Origin of the sequence: Streptococcus mitis (assembly GCF_946190065.1) — a bacterium.
GTDB lineage: Bacteria > Bacillota > Bacilli > Lactobacillales > Streptococcaceae > Streptococcus > Streptococcus mitis_DE.
Genome location: NZ_CAMHZD010000048.1, coordinates 1 through 635 on the forward strand (window position 1 = coordinate 1; position 635 = coordinate 635).

Sequence of the window (635 nt, forward strand, 5' to 3'; positions counted from 1 at the left end):
AACGACAAAAAGAAGAAGCAGATAAAAAAATCAAGAATTACATAAATCAAGAAAAAGATTTGGAAGCACAGCTTTTTGTTGCACTATCAGAAGAGAGTGGCTTATCCTATCAGGAAATGAAGGAACTAATCCTTCCAGTACAATCAAGTAACTAAGGAGTGAATCATGTATAAAATTATCAATCAACTGACTAATCAAGAGGAAACATTTGATCAACGAGATGAGTTGTTATCAAGGCTAGAAATCATCAACGAGAGAATGAAGAGTAATAGAATAACCGGAACCTATCGGCTTTATTCTCTCAATGCTGAAGGTGAAATCCTACAAGAACTTAGTCTTGAAATACCTTTTGTTGGAATTATTGATCAGTTACTGGAAAATTTTGGTACGAATGTTGGGAAGAAAAAAAGAGGTTTTCTTCATTTTTTAGCAAAACATAAAGAAAAGAAGTCCTCACAAGGCATCCCAGAACCTCAACCTCAACCTCAACCTGAATTCCAACCAGAACCAGATCCTAAGCTAGAAGATTTAACGGTAAAGAAAGAGGCGAATATGGCCCGTCAAAGAATTGCTGAGCTAGTTTCTCAGAAGCCTCAAGATGAGGTTGGAGAAGATAAAGTTACCTATTCTTCTAG

The 635-nt window shown here is 36.1% G+C and carries 1 pseudogene; it reads left to right on the plus strand.

Annotated elements, in window-relative coordinates:
- Positions 1 to 165: 165 nt before the first annotated feature.
- Positions 166 to 635: pseudogene (locus OCF96_RS09870) on the plus strand (hypothetical protein); the annotation flags it as partial.